The sequence below is a fragment of the Trichodesmium erythraeum IMS101 genome (assembly GCF_000014265.1).
Lineage (GTDB): Bacteria > Cyanobacteriota > Cyanobacteriia > Cyanobacteriales > Microcoleaceae > Trichodesmium > Trichodesmium erythraeum.
Genome location: NC_008312.1, coordinates 2,293,616 through 2,310,522 on the forward strand (window position 1 = coordinate 2,293,616; position 16,907 = coordinate 2,310,522).

Sequence of the window (16,907 nt, forward strand, 5' to 3'; positions counted from 1 at the left end):
TTTTGTAGCTTTTGCTTTTCTTTCTAATTTTAGATTTTAAGCTAGGCTAAATCTTTCAGTTGGTTTCAGGTTTTTCTTTCCGTCTATACTACCTGTTTTATTACCTCTGTTATCCTTTGTCACTCTTCTAGTAAGCAACATTCTTGCAGACTATTAATTTAACAGGGTTTTTTGCCGTTTGTGAGTTGTCTTAACGTCACCCCTTTAAGTAGCTTGATAGATTCTTTTTTGCAACTTGAATACAATTATTTCTGGCTTTGGCCATTGAAACTGATTCCATACTACCATTAATTTTGTTAGTATTTTAGTCTTTTTCATTGTTAATAAATTTCTAACTTCTACAATACCGGATATCTGTATGCTTATCTATACTCATTACAAGTAGGCATTTGCTTTTGTTCTCATCTCTTTGTATTTACCCATCCGGGTTTGATCCTACTCTGTTTATCGACCTTTTCCAGAGAGCTATATATGAGATTACTTAGTTCCATATAACTATTCTTTAAGCATTTAGATGGGTAATATATGCCGGAGACTAAAGTGAACGTATGCAATAACGGAGGAAGAAATTGCCTTTATATCTCTCAGTGTTTTTTGAGTGCAGTTTATCAATTTTCTTTTCACTGCTTAATGGGTTACGACAGTTAATGGTACCTTGAATGTTTCATTTACTATCCGCCTTTTGCTTGCTGGGATTTGGTTACAAGTAACCATTACCAGCTTGTATTTTTGCTTGATCCGTTGATATCCATTCTCTAAATAAGGGATAGGCTATCACTTCTACGTTATAAAGGGTAGGTTTCTTAGCTACATGGTTATATAGTTGTCAAGTTCTTATGCATTTGGACTTGAAGTACCATACAATCTTTGTATTCTAAAAATCCTAAAAACTTTGCTGTCATTAAGTTTATGCCTAAAAAGTTACAATAATCAGACTCATATCCTTACTCCAAAAACCATCAATATATGTACTTATCAGAAATCTATATTATTAGAACCGATAAGGATTAGAGGAGAACTCTTCATCGTCAAAAGCAGTACTGCCCCCACTAACTGCAACTAAGTCAATTTGCTGGCGGTAATAATCAACACTCTTGACCTGTACTTCTACTATATCCCCTAATCGATACTGGTTACGATTTTTGCGTCCAACAAGTGTTTGTTGTCGGGAACGATATTCATACCAATCATCTTTCAGAGAAGATACATGAACTAAACCCTCTACTCTGAAAGTTTGTGTAGACTCAGAGGAAATTTCAATTTCTACAAAGAAACCGTAAGACTGTACCCCAGTAATTAAACCTGGGAAAGTTTGACCAGTACGTTCTTTCATTAATCCAGTTTTAATTAATCCTTCTAAATCTTCTTGGCCATCTTGTGCTATGTTTTCTCGTTCCGTTAAATGGACGACTACTGAAGTTAATTGTGCTTCCAATTCTTGCTGTATTTCTGGAGCTAGAACATTCCAGGAGATTTTGCCATGACATGAAGAATGTCCCAGCTCTACACCTTCTTTAGAACGACTAGAACGGCGATCGCGACCCTCATTAAATACAGTATGTAATACTCGTGAAATCAATAAATCGGAATATCTTGAAATTGGAGATGTACAATGAACATAACCATGTTGTAAAGCTAATCCAAAATGAGGTTGAGCTGTGGTACTGTAAATTGCAGGTTTCAAAGTATCTTCGAGCAAGTATGTCAGTACTCTTTCTGATTTTGATGTGGTAAATTCCTCAACAAATGCTTGATAGTCAGCAGGTTGTAGGTATTCTTCATCTTCTAGATATAACTCAGATCCAAGATGACTAGCTAGTTTAATAAATTCTTGAATATCTCCTGGTTCTGGGGAATTTTGGACTCTATAAATTGCAGGTACTCCTAATGCTAACAAGTGACTAGCTATTGCTTGGTTGGCCAGAACGATCAATTCTGCTACCATGGAACGAGCTTGAAAGATATTAGGAATTATCATTGCTCCCAAAGGACTCTCATCGTTGTAGTAGCTTTTTTCATCTGGTAAATTTAGGTCAAAAGCACCTCTTCGTAATCTGGCATTTCGGACTGCGTGACTAACATCTTGAAGCTTATTGATGGTATTTTCCAGTTGCTCTAAGTTAATGTCAACTAATCCATCCGTATTGCCATTAATAATTTTTTTGGTTTGCTCGTAGCTGAGATGAACATTTACCTGGATCACACTAGGTTCAATCTCAAACTCAACTATCTGACCGTTTTTATTGACAGTTATCAAAATAGATATAGCTAGTCGATCTTTTTTTGGTAGTAAGGAAAAGTAATCACTTGATAGTCCGTCTGGCAATATAGGAACTACTTCATTTCGCAGGTATATGCTGATAGCTCGCTTACGAGCTTCTTTATCTAGGGGGGAATCTACTTTAATAAAATAGGCTACATCAGCAATGTGAACTCCTACTCGCCAATAACCGGAGGTTGTGGTTTCTATACTCAGAGCATGGTTAATATCTTTTTTTTCTAGTTCTCCAAAAGAAACTGTGAGCAGTTCACGCAAATCTAGTCTATTTTTTTGATCTGCTTTGGTAGAGTGGCTGACTAGAGACTCCGCTTCTTTAAGAACTGTATTTGGAAAAGACCGGGGTAAATCATGTTTACAACATACTATGTCTAAGTCATCTGCTGCTTCTGCATCTGAACCAAGAATCTGAACTACTTTTCCAATGGGACGTTTTTCTCCTAGGGGGTAGCGCAATACTTCAACATGGACTAGGTGGTCTATAGCATCTGCTAAGTCTGGACCTTCTGGTACTAAGTCAAGTTCAAATAGTAAGCGATCATCTAGGGGAACTGCTCTATAGTAGGGGTCTCCATTCTGCCCATTTATTTGCTTGATTCTTGCTAATAAGGAAGGGTTTGCACGTTCTAATATTAGCTTGACTTCTCCTTCCGGACTCCGGCGACGACTTCCTTCTTTGATAATTTTCACAAAGACGCGATCGCCATTCCAAGCATTGCTCAGATGACTCTCGCGAATGTAAATATCTTCTGTTCCTTCTAAGTCTTGTATCGCGAAGCAAAATCCTTTACTAGAGCAACGTAGTTTTGCTTCTACAAGTGCCTCTTCAAAAAGTCGCCGATAGCGACCTTTGTCTTTAGCGAGAACTCCTATTCTTTCGAGAGCATCCAAGGCAATTTGTAATTTTCTGATACTTTGGTCGTCTTGACAATCTAGTTTTTTCTCCACTGCTTTGGGAGCGATTAATTTGTCATCACTGAAATTTGCTAAGAGTGTAGCGATGGAAAATTTCATGTAGCGTTTTATCCTTTTTCTGATTCTACTATTTTTAAAGTTAGTATGTCATTAAGGTTTCACCCAAGTTTCCTCAAGTTAGTAGCTTAGTTGCGTTCATGCTACTTTTACTGCTCTATCAAACTGATACCAAGCCTCACATCAAATTGTAACTTGATGTTTACTTCTTGCTGAGCATGAACCTCTCGGCGGTTACTCATCCAAAGATATCCACGCTCAAGTCAACCGCATTTCTCCAATTAATATTTGCACTTAAGTCTTGGCAAACGAAATAAACCGCACTTAGGGCAATTATCAGTTCTCAGATCTAAAAGCATATCTTTAACCTAACCACAACAAAGATAAGTTTATCTAAGTCTAAATTAGTATGCTTAAGTAGGCATTATATTGTTATTCTTTTATTAAGTCAATGCTCCTGAATTAAGTAACATACTCTTCTGCAATTCCTGTACACAGATAAAATCTGTATATTGGAATTACCTTTGCTAACATTTAATTTGGAGCAATTGTAAATTAGGCCATTAATAATTAGTAGGCATGTTTTTGGCTAAGTTTTATGATAGCTTCAAATTAGACTTCTGGCAAAAGTATTTTTTGTTAATGTACTAAGTTAGATATTCAATTTTCTCTAAGTTTCACCAAGTGAATAATTATGTTAGAACATTTTCGATCCTCTTATCCTACAGGTTGCTTAATCTCTGAATTAATTACTATTCATAACGGTAAGTATGTAGTTCGTGCCTTAGTACTGGTGAATGGTGAAACTTTAGCTACTGGATTAGGATCTGCTGATACTGTGGAGGTGGCAGAAGACCTGGCTCGAGAGCGATCGCTTGCTACTCTTACACTTCATACACCTTTGTGTTCACCTGAGGCTTCTGTTGAGTTTTCTCCATCCCCACCTCCCACTAGTGAAAAACCACAATTTACAAAATCTGTCAATACTTCTTCACAAATAAAAACAGATAAATTAACAACAGCAGGATTAAATATAGATTTAAATAAGGTTTCTGATAGTGAAAAACCACAATTTATAAAATCTGTCAATACTTCTTCACAAATAGAAACAGATAAATTACCAACAGCAAGATTAAATATAAATTTAAATGAAGTTTCTGATACTCCAACTATTTCGTTGGCCTCAGAGAAATCCGAAATTTCTAATCCACTGAAAAAAGATAAATTACCAATAGCAGAGTATAGTATTAATTATAATGATGTTTCTGATTTGCCTCAAGATTCAAGTGCATTCGATAATAGTTGGTTAAATAAAGATTATAGTCAGGAACAAAAGGAAGAAAAAATTGATGAAACTACAGAAGCACTAATAGATTCTATAAATCATCGAGAAAGTGAAATAATTACATCAGAATCAAAAAGAACGATAAAAGATTTAGCTACTTCAATAAATAGTAATAATCAAATTGATTCTTCAGATCAATCTGAGGATGTATCTGATGATAATGTTAGTATAGATATTTTAATAGATAGTTTGGGATGGACAAAAGAGCAGGAGCGAGATTTTATAGAGCAAAATTACAGTCAAAAAACACGCCAATTTTTAACACCTGAAGAGTTATCTAATTTTAATAAATATTTATATTTGCTACAGAAAGTAACTAAAGAAATTAAGGTTCAAGGCTGGAAAGCAAAGCAACAAAAAGATTATTTTGAATACAACCATAATAAAGAACTTCTAGAACAATTAACTATACATGAATTACACAATTTTTGGCAGTATTTAGAAGTATTTTGCAAAACTACTAATGAAATTAAACGTTTGGGTTGGAGTTCTACAAAAGGAAAAACTTTCCTCAAGAAAACTTATGGACAGGAGGGTCGTACACGGCTTTCATTTGAGGAATTGCAAGATTTTTTACAACAATTAGAAGCGTTAGATACTCCCGAATAAACAGCCCATTCCCCCCCCAGGGTGCTTTTATTTGAGGCGGCCGCAAAAAAATAAAAGGTAGGGTCAGCTCATCTTGACAATCATTGACAAATAGTATATTAATAATTTTCTATTGTCCTGAAAGCTTTTGAGATTAATTTAGTGACGAAAATACATTCCAATTATTAAGCTACGAAAACCGATAATATGAAAATTATGTGATCTTTATAGTGCGACTCGTTGGCCACTAAACTAGGAAACTAGGTATACATGACCGTTCCAAGTCACCACATGAGGACAACCTCGACTTGTGAATAACTCTTATTACCTTGGTGGTGAAATTCCATCTGCCTTGTTGTTGGGTTGACAGCATAGACCACAGGGTAGCGACTGAACATCAATCCCTGAAGCTGGTTTAAAAGCGGGAAAATACCAGTTACCTAGGAACGATACCGCAAGCAAAGGTTGACAAGTGGACGAATAGGAAGGTAATAAAACTCTCGTTACCGCAAACCATTCCAAAGGTAGCTATGGGATGTAGGACGAAAGTCAGAGGGTCAATGAGCATAAGTATTATAAAGCTTAGGTTAACAATCATATAGCACCCTTCGGGAGATTTTACCCCACTAAATCAATCGTAATAAAGGAATAAGGGAACGAGGAAACCTCTTTAAGACACCTAAGTTAATAGGTCAAAAACTTAGGAATCCATTCAAGGTCAATCTACACAAAAGATGTAGGTTTTAAGGAGAGTAGGATTGAGTAAGAAGCATAATGTTTGCAGACGTACTCACTGTTAGACGTAATGTAGAGTAATAACTAGCTATGAATAAAGCTAAAACCCTAAAAAGAAGTTTAGAAAATCCTGAACCATTTTTAAGTGTGGCATGGGATACAAACGATATACCAGATCCATGTAGTGTTAATCCTAATCTTAAATGGAAGGACATTAACTGGAAGAAGGTGGAAAAGTATGTGTTTAAGTTGCAAAAATTAATCTACAGAGCATCCAGCCGTGGCGAAATCCGCAAGATGCTTAAATACCAAAAACTTCTGACCAAAAGTTATTACGCCTTGTTGCTAGCTGTTAGACGGGTGACTCAGGATAACCAGGGTAAGAAAAAGGCGGGTATAGATGGTATAAAAAGTCTACCCCCAATGCAAAGATTTAACCTGGTAGATGTATTAAGCAGCGTAGCAGCCTACCCTGGACAGAAAGAGTATAAAAATTTAGAGAATAATAGAAAGGAATTGGTGAAAAAGATATATTCAGAAAATTTAGTATTTATAGATGAAACAGAATTTAGTAATTATACATGAAATAGATGTAATGCTAGAACTAACAAGAACCTATATACGTTTATACTAAAAGGATAATAAGTTAATGAAATGAAGCTATTTTATTGATGCCATAAAGTTACAGTAATTGGTGCAGTAAATATTAAAGAAGTAGTAGAGTTAATGACAATAAATAATTCAATGGCAACCATGGCATTTAAAGTATTTATTGAACATTTTTTTCTCTGCTAGAGTTATGGCTAGGAGAGATAGTTGTGAGGGATAATTTATCTGCACATAAACTAGTATTAATTGAAAAAAAAAGCACGGAAGCACGGGAGCAGGTCGGGATGGAGCAATAGCTTGGTCACCAACTCCGGTATAGTAAGAATTGCCTTCTGATTTTTCTGCGGCCAGTGTGTCCACTCATCCGATCCATGCATGAGCTTGAGCAACCGAACTTCTGGTACTTTTTAAGACTTCTTAACTTGGCTAAAGCTTTTATTTGTCAATGCTTTGAGAACTAATCCACTAGCCTTAACTGTTTTCTACTATTTATTTATTCCTTAATAGGAGATATAGGTTGAGAATTAGAGGGATTACGGTTATAAACTTGGTCTATTATTCCGTATTCCATTGCTTCTGTGGCTGACATAAAAAAGTCTCTTTCTGTATCTTCGGTAATTTTTTCTATAGATTGGCCTGTGTGTTCTGCTAAACATTCATTAAGATATTTTTTGAGGTATAAAATCTCTTTTGCTTGGATTTCAATATCTGTGGCTTGACCTTGGGCACCACCTAATGGTTGATGAATCATAATTCGGGAGTGGGGTAGACTCATTCTTTTGCCTTTTGTTCCTCCACTCAGAAGAAATGCTCCCATACTAGCAGCTATTCCCATACAAATAGTACAGACATCAGGTCGAACGTGTCTCATGGTGTCATAAATACCCATCCCGGCACTAACAGAACCGCCAGGAGAGTTTATATAGAGATAAATATCTTTTTCTGGGTCTTCTGAGTCTAAATATAATAATTGGCCTACGATTAGGTTGGCCAATTCAGAGTCTATCGCTTCTCCTAGATAGATTATGCGATCGCGTAATAGTCGAGAGTAAATATCGAAGGCTCTTTCGCCACGGCCAGATTGTTCAATAACGGTTGGAATCATATTTTTTCAGCTAAAAGTTAAAATTCAAAGTGAAAATTATTGGTGCTGTTTAATATATAATATAATATTTGTCAATATTTTTAAGGTACGGTTATTTTTATTTTTTTTCTATTCTCTTTTATCTGTTTCTGTAAGTATTTGGCTCTCAGCTATCAGCTTCATTACTTTTAGTTGAAAGTAGAGCTGGTCGTTTTTGTACTTCAATTATATGGTAAAAAATGTAGTATAAGTTAAACAAATGCTTGCTTCATTTATTAAAATGCTGAGAGCTAACTGTTAATACTTAAATACCTTTCAGTATTTCTAGAATTGGTATTTCCTTATGGGATGTAAATTACTAATATTATAGCACAATAGTTACTATAGTTAGTAGATATTAAGTATTAAATTATTATCTTATAATACCATTTCTCATATATTAATTCTACCCTTTAAAAGTAGCTAAAATAACTACAGAAATCACAAAAAGTAGTTAACCACAAATAATGGTTAATAAATAATTTTTCAAAATATCAAGCTCAAGTTGAGCAAAACAAAGTTTTTCATAAGTTGGTATTCAATAATTATATTTTAATCAATATCTAATTTGATTGAGAGTTTATTATAACTCTAAGCTACTTACACTAAATAAAATTTCCCATCAGTATTTTTTTATTTAATAGAATAGATAATAATACATTTAAAAAAATATTATATTTGATAATTTTCAACTAAATTTATAACCAGTTAATTAATATTAGGAACATATAATATCAAAATTTTGATTTGACTAATAACTACAAAAAGTTAAGAATAAATTTTATCCTATTTCCTTATTTTTAACATATATAGAGCTGATATTAAATCATTTTGATTGATGAATCCACACTTTGAGAAAATCAGGAAATTTTTGGTCAAATAAAGACGCTCATAACTATAAAATTTCTCAAAAATAACATTACTTAGTTCTGTGATATATTGAGACATTTAACTAATAACTATTCTTTGATAAAACAAGTGTAATGAGGCTTACAAGTTAAAAGTTTTTAGAATATCTCCTTATTAAAATGAATTTAGTGTAACTAGAGAAATACAACTTATTTTTTGCCCGTTTAATTATCAAAATTCAAAACTTTTTAGGGTCAGCTACATAAAATTATTAGCATTATTAATTCCGGAATTTTATTATTAATTATCAGCTTAAATTATAGCTAATCTTAAGTTAGTTATAGTTATAAGGAAGAGTATAAAATTATCTTAATTAATGTTAATTAGAAAATATGTTTATATTTAATGATAAAATCAACATATAGCAATTTCCACACTGTTAAGATACAAAATTTATTTGTTTTACTAGGGAAGCTGCATGAAACATCCATTAAACAGTAGTAATTTTTAAAACAGAGTATAGAAAAGAAAAAAAACTTTATCTCAGTAAGTTGAGAAACGTTATATTAAGACGGATTTACTCAAACAATAAATCCTGTTTATTGTCCTAATTATTGTTTTTCATATCAATATCTATCAGACCACTTTGACAAATTTTATAGACTGAATTAATAAGCACTTATACAAAATTATTGACAAAGTACGGTATTTACACAAGTGTTTTATTTCAGTTTCAATCAATATGTAATTCCTAATTGTTTACCTACTTAACTACTTTTATTTTTATGGCTAAGGTGCTGATAGTTGATAGCTGAATACTTACTTTCTTTAAACTTTAATAAACAAACTGCGACGATACATTAAATCAGAAATTTTCCACCAAAATAATAAATTGACAATAGCAAAGAGTAAAGAACCATTAAATGAACCTGCCCAAGATTGAAAAAAATGTTCATATATCCATATTTTAATTGTAGGGGAATTTTCAGCTCTATTAATATTATTATAAATCATTACCCTGGCCAAAAATCCAGAGCCAATAAATATAAATATGGCATTTAATCCCATCACTTCAAATGGATGTCCCCATTTATGCCAGCCTCGAACCTCCATGGCCTGATAACAAATAGCTAAAAACAGCAAGGCCCATCCGGCAGTAAATATTACATAAGAACTTGTCCATAAAGCTTTATTAATGGGAAAAAATAGTCCCCAAAGATACCCGACTACTAAACAACTTAGACCAGAAATTACCATATTTAAGGTAGTACGACTGTTTGTTGATTGATGTTTGAGCCATTCTCCTGTAAGGTAACCAATCAAAACAGTTACTATAGCTGGTAAGGTGCTAAAAAGTCCTTCTGGGTCGTATTGTTTGCCTGCCCACAAATGTTGTTGAGTTAGGATCAAGCGATCAATATAGGCAGCAAAGTTTCCTTCTGGAGAAAGGTTCCCAAGACCATAACCAGGAACAGGTATTAGTTGCATGGCTATCCAGTATCCAATTAGCAGGGTAGTGGCAAGTCCATAAAGTTGTTTTCGGGACAAGTTAAGGATGGCTATTGCTGCGAGAAGATAGACTAGACTAATACGTTGTAATACTCCCATAACCCTAATAGTGGCTAAGTTGTAATTAGGAAAGCCATTTAGTAGCAAACCAAACAGGAAAATTATGAGGCATCGGCGGAAAATTCTTTGGTAAATGTGTGGAATAGGTTGATTTTTATCGGTGTATTTTGACAGGGAAAAGGTCATAGCTACACCCATGATAAATAAGAAGAAGGGAAATATTAAATCTGTGGGAGTACAACCATGCCATTTTGCATGAAGTAAGGGTGGATAAACATGATTCCAACTGCCTGGGTTATTAACAATAATCATACTAGCAATTGTGATGCCACGAAATACATCGAGAGATTTTAGGCGCATTTTGATTTTAGTTTTTATAGTAGGAGATTATACTAAGTCATTTTGGTTATTATTGGCAAGAAAAGCTATTTTATTAAACAGGTAAATAATTAGGAATTATCAACTTAAAAAACTAAAAATATAATCCTTTTATAGGTATCACGTTTTATCAAAAATTTTATATCGGCAATTATAATTTATTAGTAAATATTATACCTTTTAATTTATATATTTATTGGATTTCATATTTCTCTATAAATTAAGTTGATTTTGACTGTAAAAATAAGGTATAATTTAGTAAGTAATAAAAAAATATTTAATCAAATAATATAATTCAATAATTATAATTTTTTGAGAAATTAAATTTAACTATGGCTAATAATAAAACTGGTATTGAATGGACGGACAGGACTTGGAATCCTACCACAGGTTGTGATAAAGTTAGTCCTGGTTGTGCTCATTGTTATGCAGAAGCAATTACAAAACGTTTTACTAATAATTTTCCTGAAGGGTTTACTTTGAAACTGCATCCTGAGCGTTTAAAGCAACCATTAAGTTGGCGTACTCCTAAGCGAGTTTTTGTTAATTCAATGAGCGATATTTTCCATGAAGATGTTGATCTTGATTTTATCAAACAAGTATTTAAAATAATTGGCAAAACCCCTTGGCATATTTATCAAGTTTTGACGAAAAGACATGAACGTTTGGTTGAACTAGCACCTCAATTAGAATGGCATGAAAATATTTGGATGGGTGTATCGGTGGAAAGTCAAAATTATGTTCATCGTGTTGATTATTTACGGCAAGTACCTGCTAATGTGAGATTCCTTTCTTGTGAACCCCTTTTAGGGGATTTACAACTTAATTTAATTGATATTAATTGGGTAATTGTAGGTGGTGAATCTGGTAATAAATATCGTCCGATGAAAGAGGAATGGGTAAAAGGTATTTATGAACAATGTCAAGCTGCTGATGTAGCTTTTTTCTTTAAACAATGGGGAGGTAGAACTCCTAAAACTTTAGGCAGAATTTTTAATGGAAAAGTTTGGGATGAAATGCCAGAAGTGTGGAATAAATATCAAAAAAAATGGAGGGGGTGCAAGGTAGAATATAAGGGTAAATCTAGAAAAGAAAAGATTTATGTTTAGGGGAATATAACTTCTACTTTGTCTCCAAATGTATCTTTTTTACGCTTAGATGGGTTTGTAATAATTTTTCCTTCAGCTTCCAATTTTAGTAGGGTATCTTTGTAATTCTTTTTAATATATCGCTTGTCTACATGATGTTGATCATAGATATCTATCATTTTAATTGTCTGACCTGCAAAGTCATTTAAAAGCATATTTTTTAACTCATCAAGTGGTCGGAATAGTTCAAAAAGTAAAGGTTGATATTCTGTTGCTGGATTATACTCAAAAGCTGGTACGCCTTGTTCAGAAGATGAACTTTCCTTAGCCATAATTTCTTTCATAATTGAGTATCCTCGAATATGCTTTGATATAAAAATAAGATGATGGCTAGTTCTTCTTCCTTTAGCATTTCTAAAGCGAAAAGGTAATACATATTCACCACCAATATTTTTGAGTTCTTGAGATATATTTTCAATGATAATTAATTCTCTCTCGTGTGGCTTAATTCTTTTTCTTTTAATTTCTTCTTTAAGCTTATTAAATCTTTGTTCACCAAACAACGCTTTCATGTGTTTTTCTACTTTCTGATTTTCTAAGCCCATATTTATTCTGTTGTAATTAAAGAATAGTATACAATCACAACCCCAATCTTTAATTACTAAACGTATTAGTTCACGAGATATGCCTTTATAACCCCAAGGATCAATAAAAAAAAGTTTAGGTAGATTACTAATTTTTTTAATTAATTGAAGAAATTGTTCTCCTACTTCTGTATTTAAAATTTGTGGTTGATGTTTTAAATTTTCGATATTTTCGAGAGATTTTATTGCTTGTTAAAGCGACTTTGTATTATCAGAATTTTTATCGTTAAAAATAGTAATTAGTTTCTCTCCCATGTCTTGATCAGCAATAGCACGTTCTAAAATTAGTAATGGTGTAGATTTTGAACCATCTTGATAACGACCTGGCCCAGAAAAAAGATCGATATATGCAATATTTGTATTCTTTTTTTTCGCTTGTGGTATTATGACCTTTGCCCAAGCCCAAAAATATTTAGCTACAATTTCAGCTTTGACTAAAGATGTTTCTGTAGACTTATCAAAAAAAGAATTATTTGTCATAATTTAGATATTAGTATTATTTATAAAATTAAATTTTTGTTAAAACTCAACAATTTTAGGCTAGATGTATTCTAGAGTTTAAAAAAAAGGTTAAATTAATTAAGTATTATATTCAATTATATAGCAATCCTATTGAAGTTGTAATATTTTAGTCAAACTCAGGAGTCAGGAATCAGAATAAGAGTTAATATTAACTCTTATAAGTGCTGATACAAAATTAATTAGCTAACTTTATTCCCAGTGATTTTTACATTTGTAGTCTGTTCAGTAGCTCAAGTATTTGTAATTAATTTTGTATAACTTATTAAAAAGTATTATAGCCAATGGGAGGACTGTTATATTTTGAAAATTATTCAAAAATTTAATTCTATTTACTATTTAAAAAAAATCAGCTTAATATTAGTACTAGGATAGAACTATGAACAGAGAACAAAAAAGAAAAGCAGTAAAAAATAAAAGTCAAAAAATACTCAATAATAATATCCCAGAAAATGCCTTATATCGTGCTTTATCTTTTCATAAAAACGGAGAATTGCAAAAAGCAAAAGTTATCTATGAAAAAATTATTCAGTTGGAACCAAATAATTCTCAAGTCTTAAATTATCTGGGGGTACTTAAAGCACAAATGGGAGATAATAAGAGTGCTATAAGTTTAATAAAGAAAGCTGTTAATCTAGAACCATTAAATTTTAAATACCTCAATAATCTCGGCAATACTTATCGCGCCTTTGAACAACTTGATAATGCTATTGACTGTTATAAACGTGCGATTCAGGCAGATAAAAATTCTGCTGAATATCACCTAAACTTAGGTATTGCTTTGACCGAAAAAGGAATCATAGAAGAAGCGATCGCTTCCCTAGAAAAAGCTTTAACTATTAATCCAAATTATCAGCAAGTTAACATGGCTCTAGGAGATATATTTCAGACTCAAGGGAAATTAGATAAAGCAATATCTTCTTACATAAAAGCTCTCTCAATAGATCCAAAATATTCAAAGAATCAAAATCCCAATAATTTTGATGCTCTATTATCTTTAGGCATGGCACTTTATCGCCGTGGAAACCTCAAAGAATCACAAATAACTTATGAACAAGCATTAGAAATTAATCCTCATTCCACAGAATGCTTGACTAATATTGCTGCTACTTTTTATGAGCAGGGAAGAGTTGATATAGCTGAAGCTTGTTATCAAGCTGTTGTTGATTTAATTCCTACTTCTACTGATGCTCATATAAATTTGGGTTTTCTGTTAAGCCAACAGGAAAAATATGACGAAGCAATTGAGTGTTATAAAGCAGCATTGAAGCAGGATCAAAATTCTGTTAATGCTATAGCAGGTCTAGCAGAAGTTTTCGGAAAAAAATCTGACTGGAAAACAGTCTTTCAACTATATCAAAAAATTCTGAAACTTGATTCTAACTCTGCTGATGCTTATGCAAAACTAGGAATATCTTTGCGAGAAATAGGTAAATCTAAAGAAGCAATTCCTCAATTTGAAAAAGCTATAAGTATTAATAATAGACATATTAAAGCTTATGCTAATTTGGGTTTAGCTTTGCAAGATGTAGGCAAACAGTCTGAAGCTAAATTTATTTTTGACTATTCAGAATTAGTAGCTAAATACCAGTTTACTAGTATAGAAGGATGGCAAAATTTGACAGCTTATAATCATGACTTGAAAGATTATATTGTTCGACATCCTACTCTTTTAAAAAATCGACCAGGCAAACCCATAAATAAAGGTAGTCAAACTTATGAAATTTTTACAGATAATACTCCTGTAATAACAGCACTAAGAAAAAAAATTAATAGTTATCTAGAAGATTATTTTAGTCGTTTCACTTCTAATTCTAACTATCAATTTTTTCATAATATACCCTTAGATTGGAAACTCAGTGGTTGGGCAGTTGTTTTAGAATCAGAAGGATTTCAATCTTCTCATATTCATCCTGAAAGTTATTGCAGTGGCGTTTATTATATTCAAGTTCCTAATACTATTAAAGAAAATAATTCTGAAGCAGGTCACTTAAATTTTGAAACTTGCTTTTCTTCAAAGTTAGATATGAAAAATTCAGATAAATATCAGGTTAAACCACAAGCAGGATTATTAGTAATTTTTCCTTCTTATTTTTGGCACTCTACTATTCCATTTATTGGAGATAGTGAGAGAATTTGTATTTCGTTTAATATGGTTCCTGTGAGTAGCTAAAATTCTCTGATGTCATGGTAAATGTTAATCATGTGTCTGAGTTTCTGAGACTCTGCTATTTAATTTTATATATATAGAAAATCGCAAAATTTGTATTTCATTTATCTACTGCCGAATGGTAAATCAAATTTTCTGATATTTGGCTAAATATTAGTCATCTGTTCCTAGGAAATTTCCAGATTAGTCAATTTTATCCATCATCTCTAAGAAAATAATTTTGGAGAAAGTTACTGCAATTTTTCGACTTTATTAGCCTCAGAATTAGACTTAAATAAATTTTTCCTTTGCTTGAGAGTTATACCATTTATAAAAAAGTTTTCTACCTATATCTTCAGTAGGGGAGAAGGGAAGTATTAAACATTTATAAAACTAATATTAACTTAGCTAAAGATAGCAATAAGATTATTATGCCTATCTCAATTCTTTAACAACTGAAGTACTAACCAAATATAGTATTAATGCATAGGAATTAGTATTAAACGGGAAAAATGAGGCGAATAAAATTCTCTAAATTTTGGGTAAATATTAATCATCTGTTTGGAAATTCAATGATAGAGTTCACGTTGACTGAGGATCGAGATATTAATTCAGCTCAGGTATGCTTGACTTAGGCCTGGGTGTAGGAACGATATCTTTAGATGCCTAGTCCCTTAGCTCTACTAACTTAGAAGAATAAAGCAACTATGGGCCTGGAATCTTACTATTCCCGGTGCTAATTCGTGGAGCCCGAGTAGTTCATCCCAACTCTTGATATACTCTTTTTTAGTTAATATGGAGAAATATTGTGGATTTATCGTTAATTCCGGCTCAACCAAAACCTGGACTAATAAATGTTTTAATAGAAATTACTGGCGGAAGTAAAAATAAATACGAATTTGATAAAGATTTACAAGCTTTTGCCCTTGACCGTGTACTATATTCTTCTGTACAATATCCTTATGACTATGGTTTTGTCCCTAATACCCTAGCAGATGATGGTGATCCCCTTGATGGAATAGTAATTATGGATGAGCCAACATTTCCTGGATGTGTTATTCCAGCAAGACCTGTAGGTATGTTAGAAATGATCGACGGAGGAGATAGAGACGAAAAAATTCTCTGTGTTCCAGATAAAGACCCGCGCTATACTGAGGTTAAATCTCTCAAAGATGTAGCACATCATCGACTAGAAGAAATAGCTGAATTTTTCAGGACTTATAAAAACCTAGAAAAAAAGGTGACAGAAATACTTGGCTGGAAAGATGTTGAGCATGTAATGCCATTAGTAGAGAAATGCGTTAAAGCTGCAAGTAAGTAATATTAATTCTAGTATCTTCAGAGTTAAAAAAAATTTAGGGGTGGGTTTTCTAGAGATTTTACTTGAATAAAAACCTACCCCTACTTTTTAAAAAAACTAGTTAATTTTTTAAAAATTCTCAAATGATGGCAGTTTTTGTAGTTATCGTAATTTTTAATAGGAATAAAATACTTTTTTACCCGAAACTATTTTACAGCAAGAAAGCAGTGTCTTAATTATAACTAAAATGATTATAGTAAATAACAATAGGGAAGTGATATGGAAAGTCTACAAAAATTTTAGATAAAGTCCAGCAGCATCATTAATGTATAAAATAAGGTAATAAAGAAAAAACATTTTTCCTTCAGTATAAATATCTTTTGCTACAAGGTATTAAAATCATTAAAATCAGAAGTTTTAGTTAACTCAAAATTAGTTAGTTCTATTCAAATTTTTATAAATCTTGTAGAATTATCAAAGAAATTTATTTGTTGGTTTACAAAAAAATATCCAACATATTCAATTTCTACTGCATATTTATGTGCCACCATATCAACCAATTCAGAATCGTAATATTTCCAATATTCTTCTCTATTTGATTTATTGCGGATAGGGAGCTGAAAGTTTTCTAGTTGTAATATTTGGGATAGTTTTTTAAAGTCGTTTTCAAGAGATTCAAACCTCATAACAAAATTAACTTAAGGCTGGCTTAACGGCAAGCCATTACTATTTAAATAATAAAACATTGTTGGTACTTTTCG

General features: G+C 32.4%; 10 protein-coding genes and 1 pseudogene. 5 read left to right on the forward strand and 6 right to left on the reverse strand.

The annotated features are described in order from the left end of the window. Nucleotides 1–36: 36 nt before the first annotated feature. Both TERY_RS27545 and TERY_RS06990 read right to left on the reverse strand, forming a co-directional pair. Nucleotides 37–141 (reverse strand): reverse transcriptase N-terminal domain-containing protein, encoded by a 105-nt coding sequence (locus tag TERY_RS27545; protein ID WP_071820617.1) that lies wholly within the window; start codon nt 139–141, stop codon nt 37–39. A gap of 850 nt (nt 142–991) precedes the next feature. Next, a complete protein-coding gene (locus TERY_RS06990; protein WP_011611172.1) occupies nt 992–3,292 on the reverse strand; it encodes an RNB domain-containing ribonuclease in 2,301 nt (766 codons plus the stop codon). Between the two features lie 652 nt (nt 3,293–3,944). On the opposite strand from TERY_RS06990, the gene TERY_RS06995 reads away from it, so the two are divergent. Both TERY_RS06995 and TERY_RS07000 read left to right on the forward strand, forming a co-directional pair. Then, nucleotides 3,945–5,204, forward strand: a complete 1,260-nt coding sequence (locus TERY_RS06995; RefSeq protein ID WP_011611173.1) for a hypothetical protein — start codon at nt 3,945–3,947, stop codon at nt 5,202–5,204. A gap of 804 nt (nt 5,205–6,008) precedes the next feature. Next, nucleotides 6,009–6,503, forward strand: coding sequence for a reverse transcriptase N-terminal domain-containing protein (locus TERY_RS07000; RefSeq protein ID WP_011611174.1), 495 nt, complete (start codon nt 6,009–6,011; stop codon nt 6,501–6,503). Nucleotides 6,504–7,020: 517 nt separating this feature from the next. Here TERY_RS07000 and clpP read toward each other — a convergent pair. Continuing rightward, on the reverse strand, nt 7,021–7,632 hold the full coding sequence (gene clpP, locus TERY_RS07005) for an ATP-dependent Clp endopeptidase proteolytic subunit ClpP (RefSeq protein ID WP_011611175.1): 612 nt from the start codon (nt 7,630–7,632) through the stop codon (nt 7,021–7,023). Between the two features lie 1,695 nt (nt 7,633–9,327). Further along, nucleotides 9,328–10,428 carry a heparan-alpha-glucosaminide N-acetyltransferase domain-containing protein gene (locus TERY_RS07010; RefSeq protein ID WP_011611176.1) on the reverse strand — a complete coding sequence of 367 codons (1,101 nt, stop codon included), beginning with the start codon at nt 10,426–10,428 and terminating at the stop codon, nt 9,328–9,330. 350 nt (nt 10,429–10,778) lie between these two features. Here TERY_RS07010 and TERY_RS07015 point away from each other — a divergent pair, with 350 nt between their 5' ends. Continuing rightward, nucleotides 10,779–11,555 (forward strand): DUF5131 family protein, encoded by a 777-nt coding sequence (locus TERY_RS07015; RefSeq protein ID WP_011611177.1) that lies wholly within the window; start codon nt 10,779–10,781, stop codon nt 11,553–11,555. On the opposite strand, the pseudogene TERY_RS07020 reads toward TERY_RS07015, so the two are convergent. Further along, nucleotides 11,552–12,658, reverse strand: a pseudogene (locus TERY_RS07020) (three-Cys-motif partner protein TcmP). The gene TERY_RS07015 and the pseudogene TERY_RS07020 overlap by 4 nt on opposite strands. A gap of 418 nt (nt 12,659–13,076) precedes the next feature. On the opposite strand from TERY_RS07020, the gene TERY_RS07025 reads away from it, so the two are divergent. Both TERY_RS07025 and TERY_RS07030 read left to right on the forward strand, forming a co-directional pair. Further along, the gene (locus tag TERY_RS07025; RefSeq protein WP_011611178.1) at nt 13,077–14,870 is read left to right on the forward strand and encodes a tetratricopeptide repeat protein; all 1,794 of its coding nucleotides are present in this window, start codon (nt 13,077–13,079) and stop codon (nt 14,868–14,870) included. 784 nt (nt 14,871–15,654) lie between these two features. Continuing rightward, nucleotides 15,655–16,167, forward strand: coding sequence for an inorganic diphosphatase (locus TERY_RS07030; protein WP_011611179.1), 513 nt, complete (start codon nt 15,655–15,657; stop codon nt 16,165–16,167). 425 nt (nt 16,168–16,592) lie between these two features. Here the strand turns inward: TERY_RS07030 and TERY_RS07035 are convergent, their stop codons facing one another. Then, complete coding sequence (locus tag TERY_RS07035) at nt 16,593–16,832, reverse strand: hypothetical protein (RefSeq protein WP_011611180.1); 240 nt, start codon at nt 16,830–16,832, stop codon at nt 16,593–16,595. Nucleotides 16,833–16,907 lie beyond the last annotated feature (75 nt).